Source organism: Devosia insulae DS-56 (assembly GCF_000970465.2).
Taxonomy (GTDB): Bacteria; Pseudomonadota; Alphaproteobacteria; order Rhizobiales; family Devosiaceae; genus Devosia_A; species Devosia_A insulae.
In genome coordinates, this window is the sequence record NZ_LAJE02000267.1 from 1 (window position 1) to 6,133 (window position 6,133).

Genomic DNA, 6,133 nt, shown 5'->3' on the forward strand with positions numbered 1-6,133 from the left:
CGTGTGAGCGCCGGTCACCTCCCCCCTTGGGGGGGAGGGACAGGGTGGGGGGTATCTTCCCGCACCGGCCCTTGGGCTAGACCTTGGAGTTACGCCGTCTGGCGGTCGAACTGGCCGTTCTTCATGAAACGCCACAGATAGCTCGGCAGGATGGCGTCCATCGCAGTCGGCGCGATGTCGAACGCGGCAAGCGTGCGCTTTTCGCGCTTGGCGTCTTCCGACACCACATTGTCGGCCTGCAACTGGTCGACCTGGTCGCTGGTGATGAGCGGCGAGGGCAGGAGCGACAGCGGCAGCGCCAGGAGCTTCGCCGGCCCGGCAGGCAGCGGCAGCAGCAGGTTGGTGCGGGCGGTATCGGTCAGCACGCGCGCCACCAGCTCCTTATGGGTCGCGACCTCCGGGCCGCCGATCTCGTAGATCTTGCCGCCCTTCACCTGGCCCTCGGCAGCGCGGCAGATCGCCTCGGCGACGTCGCCGACATAGATCGGCTGCAGCCGCGACTTCGCACCGATCACCGGCAGCACCGGCAGCATGCGGGCGAGCATGCCGTAGCGGTTGAAGAAGCCATCGCCCGGCCCGAAGACGATCGAGGGACGGATCACCACCGCCGACGGGAAGGCCCCGAGCAGTTCGGTTTCACCCAGCGCCTTGGAACGGGCATAGCCGCTCGGCGCCTCTGCACCGGCGCCCAGCGCCGAAATATGCACCAGTGTGCTGACGCCGAGCGCCTTGGCGGCCTCGGCAACGTTCTTGGCGCCCATCGCATGCACGGCGCGGAAGCGCTGCTTGCCGCCCTCGTGGCCGATGCCGACCAGGTTGATGACGACGCCGGCGCCGCGGATGGCACGCTCGACCGATTCGCGGTTGCGGATATTGGCCTGGATCGGCATCACCTGCCCGACGGCGCCGAGCGGGCGGACATGCCCGGCGAGATCGGGGCGACGCACCGCGACGCGGATGCGGTAACCACGGCGGGCCAGGAGCTGCACCACCTGGGTCCCGATAAAACCGGCGCCGCCGAAAATGGTGACCAGGTTCGAGGTGGATTCCATGGCGTTGACGGCTCCGGACAAGGCAATCGGTGCAGGGTTTTGCCGCTTCTAGCCTGCACGCCCCGACGTGTCGAGTGGACGAGGCGTGGTCGGGCAAGAAACCGAGTTGACAGCCCCCGCTCAGTCACCTAGTGAACGGCGCCCATCGGATTGCCCTGGTGGCGGAATTGGTAGACGCGCACGGTTCAGGTCCGTGTGTCGAAAGACGTGGAAGTTCGAGTCTTCTCCAGGGCACCAATGGCAAACGCAAAGGCCTCCCTCACGGGGGGCCTTTTGTTTTTGCGGGACCGAACATGTATGCTCTGCGACTCCGCCCGGCTCCCTAGGCCTCGATCGCGTTTTCTCCGGGAGATGCGCCTCGTCGCTTGATTTGGAGCATTGGCATGGCGAACGTCGACGCAGATTGGAACGTCTTTGTTGACGAGAGCATCCACGTTCGCGGTGATTTCATTGTCGTGGCAGCGGTGTTTGCCGAGGATGGGGTTGCCGAACGGGTGATTGCCGCCCTCACTGATTGCGGATTCGATCCAGCCAGCGACGAGTTCAAAAGCAGCATGACTATGAAGGACGCTCCCGCAGCGCAGAGATTGCGGAGCCACCTCCAGATCATCCTGGGCACCTGCAAGATTGCGGTAACTGTCTGCCCAGTCTCGGAACGCAAAGAGATAGCCACTTACATCGCGAATCTTCTCTCAGCCGTCGACCTCCCGCCAAGCCAACGAATTGCACGTGTCTTCGTGGATGAGGGCATCAGGCAGACGAACGCGGCCATGCCGGACGGCGCAACCGTAAGGTTTGGTTGTGACTCCCGAACAGTTTCAGGAATTCAACTGGCTGACTGCGCCGCACATCTGATCTCCACCACCCTCCTCGGGGAGTTGGGACTAACTACAAAGATGGTAGCGGCGAGCACTGTCTATGATGGCCAAGAGGGCGAGATCGAACTCGCTTGGACGCTGTGGGCAACGGTGAGGTACGCGCTCTCGGGTAGCACACCGTGTGGAAAGGTCGATGAGGATGGGATTTTCGAGCCGTTGATGAAGCCGTTCGGACTTCTCGTATCTGACCTTTGCTCGGACGCCGTAAAGGCGGCTGTTGCCGATCGGCTGGGCAGTGTGTGGGTTGGTTGCATTCACTGATACGACTCGAAAGCACTGATGTGCATAGAACCGTCCGGCCATTCACGAGCGATGAATCCATTCTCGAGAAGGGTCGAGTCCGAGCTATTCCTTGGTTTGACTACCCCCGCTGCGCCTCAGCCTGCGCCACGATATCGAGCCCAACCAGTTCGCTCCACGCCCCCAGCAACCGCTTGGTCACCGGCCCCACCTGCCCATCGCCCACCGGCAAGCCGTTGAACTTCGTCGCCGGCATGATGCAGTACGGCGTCGAGGTGAAGAACATCTCGTCTGCCGTCGCGAGGTCGTAGGGCAGCAGTGAGGTTTCCTCGGTCGGGATACCCAGCCCCTTCGCCAGTTCGAGCGCCGTAGCGCGGCTGACGCCGGCGAGGCAGTTGACGGTGGAGGGGGTGCGGAGCACGCCTTTGGTGACGCAGAAGATGTTGCCGCCCTTGTTTTCGGCGACGTGGCCATCGAGATCGAGGATGACGCTCTGGGCCTGCGGGTCGACGAGCTTGGCTTCCATTTCGGCCAATGTGTAGGCGAGGCGGCTGCGGTTCTTGATGCGGGGGTCGAGCGACTGGCTCGGCACCATGCGGCTCATCGGCGTGACGCCGTGGCAGCCCTTCGAGTAGAAATCCACCCAAGGCAACAGGTTCATCGGCTGGGTGAAGATCATCACCGTGGCGGCGCCCAGTTGCTTGGTCGGATCGGCGCCGGCGACCGACAGGCCGCGCGAGATGTTGTGGACGATCCAGGCGTCCTCATGCGGGGCGTAGTTGGGCCGGTTGGCCTCGAACACCTCGAGCGTTACCCGCTTCATCTCGGCGGGGCTCATTTGCGGATCGATGCGCGTCAGCTTCAGCGACTGGTAGAGCCGCTCGATATGCTCATCGAGCTTGAACGGGACGTGGCGGAAGGTGCGGGTCGATTCCGTCATCGTATCGCCCAGCATGATGGCGCTGTCGAAGATGGAGATCCGCGCTTCGTGCTCCGGCACCAGTTCGCCCGAGATGTAGACCAGTCGCGTCATCACGTGCCTCACACGCTGAGAACGATTGGAGTTTTGAGTTCGAAGACGACGCCGTCAGCTGCCGGGCCAGCCTCGGAGCGCCACATCATCATCCCCACTTCGGCCGGCCGATCGAGCACGGTGAGGCCGGCGTGCCAGACGTTGCGATGGATGCAGACGGCATCCTCGGGGCCGGCGAGGAAGACGCGGATATTGGCAAGGTCGGGTGCGCCATCGCTGAGCGTCGGAGCGAGCAGCACGAGCCAGCGGCCGACTTTGAGCGGCACGAAAGTCTGGGTCGAGTGCGGATGGCGCTCGAGGAAGGTGACGCTGATCGCCTGGGGGTCGACCGGCTGCGGGCAGAGCACGGCGAAGGCGTGTTGGCCGGGCACGTCGCCCGGCTCCAGCACTTCCGGAATGGTGGTGAACTTGCCGCCCTCGGCACGGACGTGCGTGGCAAAGGGGGCGAGGTCGGCGGAGGCAAGTGGCGGGAGGGACATGCGAAACTCTCAGTTGAGCCGGGTGAAACCGCTATGGGCAACGGGGCCCTTGAGCAAGGAGTTGATGTCGCGCCCATCCTCGCATTCCCGGATGGTTTTGAAGATCGGTTCGAGCGCGGCGAAATAGCCGTCGACGATCTCGGGGGTATGCTCGGTGCAGGTGTAGACGCTGGTGGCCGCGAGATAGCCGGCGGCCAGCATTTCCTGGGTGATCAGCGTCTTGTAGGCGAGGCCGTTGGCCGATTTGATGCTGAAGCCGGTGAGCGCCGGCACGCCCGCGGTGACCAGCGGCAAGCCGTATCTCTGGCCCAGCGCCTGCCAGCGCGCGGTGATGGCGCGGCCGGTATCGGTGATCCGCTGCCAGGACTGTTCCTTCTCCATCACGTCGAGGGTGGCGAGCGCCGCCACCGAGCCGATGCGCTCGGTCCAGAAGGTCGAGGAGATGAAGGTGTTCTGCGCCGCTTCCATGATGTCGCGCTTGCCGATGACGCCGGTAACGGCATAGCCGTTGCCGAGCGCCTTGCCGAACACCGCCATATCGGGATCGACGCCATACACCTTGTGCAACCCGCCAAACGCCTGACGGAAGCCGGAGGTGCACTCGTCGAAGATCAGGATGATGTTGTGCTGGTCGGCGAGCTTCCGGACGCTGACCAGGAACCCCGGGTCGGGGTCGTAGTTGCGCGACACCTCCATCTTGATGACGCCGATCTCTTCTTTCCTGATCAGCGCCTCGAGCTCATCGAGCTTGTTGTAATTGAAGGTGAACACCGAGCCGCGCAGCGACTTAGGCACGCCATTGGGGCTGAGCCCCGGCAGCAGGTGCCCGGCGAGCTTGCTCTCATCGCCGAGGTTGGAGGCGAGATACCAGTCGTGCCAGCCGTGATAGCCGCATAGCGCCACCCCATCCTTGCCGGAGGCAGCGCGGGCGATGCGGATGGCGATGGCGTTGGCCTCGCCGCCGGAACGGGCGAAGCGCGCCATGTCGGCCCAGGGGTGCAGGGCAATCAGCCGCTGCGCAAGCTCGACTTCCTCGGGGGCGTTGAGGGTCGCCATGTTGCCGAGGTCAACGGTACGCTTGACGGCGTCATCGACTTCCGGCCGACCATAACCGAGCGTGTTGCAGCCGATGCCCATGATCGACATGTCGATATAGTCGCGCCCGTCGAGATCCCAGACGCGACAGCCGGCGGCCTTCGAGAAATAGGCCGGCCACTGTTCGGGGAGGAACATTTCGGGGCGCTTCGACAGCAACATATTGCCGCCCGGTATGACGGTCTTCGCCGTCTTCCAGAGGTCCTGCCCCTTGCCCATTCCGTCTCCCCCATTCACTCGCTGCGGCGAGCATTGACGTAATGCTATATTGTTATGAGAATAACCAAGTAGCCGTCAAGGAAGAGCCTGATCCTCAATGCAGAAAAACTGGCGGAAGGAAGCTGGGCCGCGGATCGAAGGCAGCCGCGCGCTCGATCGTTCCAAGGTGCAGGCGCCGTGCATCGTGCGGGTGCCGGCAGGCGGTTATCGGCTGTTCTACACGGCGGTCGGACCGGGCAAGCCATTCGCCGATTGCCAGGGCTACATCCTCAGCGCGGTGTCGCAGGATGGGCTGCGGTTCGAGCCGGAGCCAGGCATTCGCGTGGCGCCCGATCCCGCGCTGCCACACCTGGCACTGCGGGTGCTGGCGCCGAGCCTGACGCAGTTGCCGGACGGCCGCTGGCGGATGTATCTCGAAGGCCGCGGCCGGGCGGACCGGCCGACGGTAATCGGCAGCGCCATCTCGGATGACCAGGTGAGCTGGACGGTTGAGCCGGGCATCCGGCTCGATGGCGGCGTCGGCGCACCACGGTTTCTGCCGCTGGGTGACGGCAGCGGGCGGCTGTTCGTGTTTCGCACGGAGGTTGCCGATGGCAAGCGCGTCGGCACGCCGGTGGTGAGTGCGGTGACGCGCGATGGGCTGAGCTTCGAGATGGAGCCCGGATATCGGTTGCGCGACCGGACTGATAGCCTCGACAGCGCCGGGATCACCGCGGCCGAGGTGATCGCGCCACGCATGCCGGGCGAGCCCTGGACGATGTTCTATTCAGCCTGGCAGGACCTGCCACCGGGTGCTGTGGCGCCGATGCATCCGAGCCTCGATGCCGAGGCGGTGGCGCGCGGATCGAGCGCGGATTTCGCCGCAGCCTCGATCGCCGCCGACATGTCCGGCTATCGCTCGCGCATTTTCATGGCGGAGTCCGAGGATGGGCTGGATTGGCGGCGGAGCGGCATCGCCATCGAAGGGGATGGCTATGGCGGCGAGGAGATCGACGCCGTGCATGCCGAGGATATGTCGTTGATTGCCGTCGGCGACGGCCGATATCGCATGTACTACGCCTGCTGCGACGCGCGTGGGGTGTGGCGGATCGCCAGCGCGATCAGTGGGTAGGAGCCGGCTCTGGTGCTCCCCTCCCC

6 protein-coding genes and 1 tRNA gene are annotated in these 6,133 nt (G+C 64.5%); 3 read left to right on the top strand and 4 right to left on the bottom strand.

Features of this window, described 5'->3' with window-relative positions; translation table 11 throughout:
• Positions 1-89 precede the first annotated feature (89 nt).
• Positions 90-1,052, bottom strand: coding sequence for a complex I NDUFA9 subunit family protein (locus VW23_RS18700; protein WP_069911060.1), 963 nt, complete (start codon positions 1,050-1,052; stop codon positions 90-92).
• A 152-nt stretch (positions 1,053-1,204) separates the two neighbouring features.
• Between VW23_RS18700 and VW23_RS18705 the strand changes: the two genes are divergently transcribed.
• Positions 1,205-1,289: transfer RNA gene (locus VW23_RS18705), tRNA-Leu, on the top strand.
• Positions 1,290-1,435: 146 nt separating this feature from the next.
• A complete protein-coding gene (locus VW23_RS18710; RefSeq protein WP_069911061.1) occupies positions 1,436-2,191 on the top strand; it encodes a hypothetical protein in 756 nt (251 codons plus the stop codon).
• A gap of 100 nt (positions 2,192-2,291) precedes the next feature.
• Here the strand turns inward: VW23_RS18710 and VW23_RS18715 are convergent, their stop codons facing one another.
• From VW23_RS18715 to VW23_RS18725, 3 genes are read right to left on the bottom strand one after another with little or no spacing between them, the layout of a single operon-like run.
• Positions 2,292-3,203 (bottom strand): aminotransferase class IV, encoded by a 912-nt coding sequence (locus VW23_RS18715; protein WP_069911062.1) that lies wholly within the window; start codon positions 3,201-3,203, stop codon positions 2,292-2,294.
• Between the two features lie 8 nt (positions 3,204-3,211).
• Complete coding sequence (locus VW23_RS18720) at positions 3,212-3,682, bottom strand: ureidoglycolate lyase (RefSeq protein ID WP_069911063.1); 471 nt, start codon at positions 3,680-3,682, stop codon at positions 3,212-3,214.
• A 9-nt stretch (positions 3,683-3,691) separates the two neighbouring features.
• Positions 3,692-4,996 carry an aminotransferase class III-fold pyridoxal phosphate-dependent enzyme gene (locus VW23_RS18725; RefSeq protein ID WP_069911064.1) on the bottom strand — a complete coding sequence of 435 codons (1,305 nt, stop codon included), beginning with the start codon at positions 4,994-4,996 and terminating at the stop codon, positions 3,692-3,694.
• A 97-nt stretch (positions 4,997-5,093) separates the two neighbouring features.
• Between VW23_RS18725 and VW23_RS18730 the strand changes: the two genes are divergently transcribed.
• The gene (locus VW23_RS18730; RefSeq protein ID WP_069911065.1) at positions 5,094-6,107 is read left to right on the top strand and encodes a glycoside hydrolase family protein; all 1,014 of its coding nucleotides are present in this window, start codon (positions 5,094-5,096) and stop codon (positions 6,105-6,107) included.
• Positions 6,108-6,133: the final 26 nt, after the last annotated feature.

Bases quoted from the DNA above. Each gene is read 5' to 3' on its own strand.
- VW23_RS18700 (WP_069911060.1), bottom strand. From the start codon at position 1,052: ATGGAATCCACCTCGAACCTGGTCACCATTTTCGGCGGCGCCGGTTTT.
- VW23_RS18710 (WP_069911061.1), top strand. From the start codon at position 1,436: ATGGCGAACGTCGACGCAGATTGGAACGTCTTTGTTGACGAGAGCATC.
- VW23_RS18715 (WP_069911062.1), bottom strand. From the start codon at position 3,203: ATGACGCGACTGGTCTACATCTCGGGCGAACTGGTGCCGGAGCACGAA.
- VW23_RS18720 (WP_069911063.1), bottom strand. From the start codon at position 3,682: ATGTCCCTCCCGCCACTTGCCTCCGCCGACCTCGCCCCCTTTGCCACG.
- VW23_RS18725 (WP_069911064.1), bottom strand. From the start codon at position 4,996: ATGGGCAAGGGGCAGGACCTCTGGAAGACGGCGAAGACCGTCATACCG.
- VW23_RS18730 (WP_069911065.1), top strand. From the start codon at position 5,094: ATGCAGAAAAACTGGCGGAAGGAAGCTGGGCCGCGGATCGAAGGCAGC.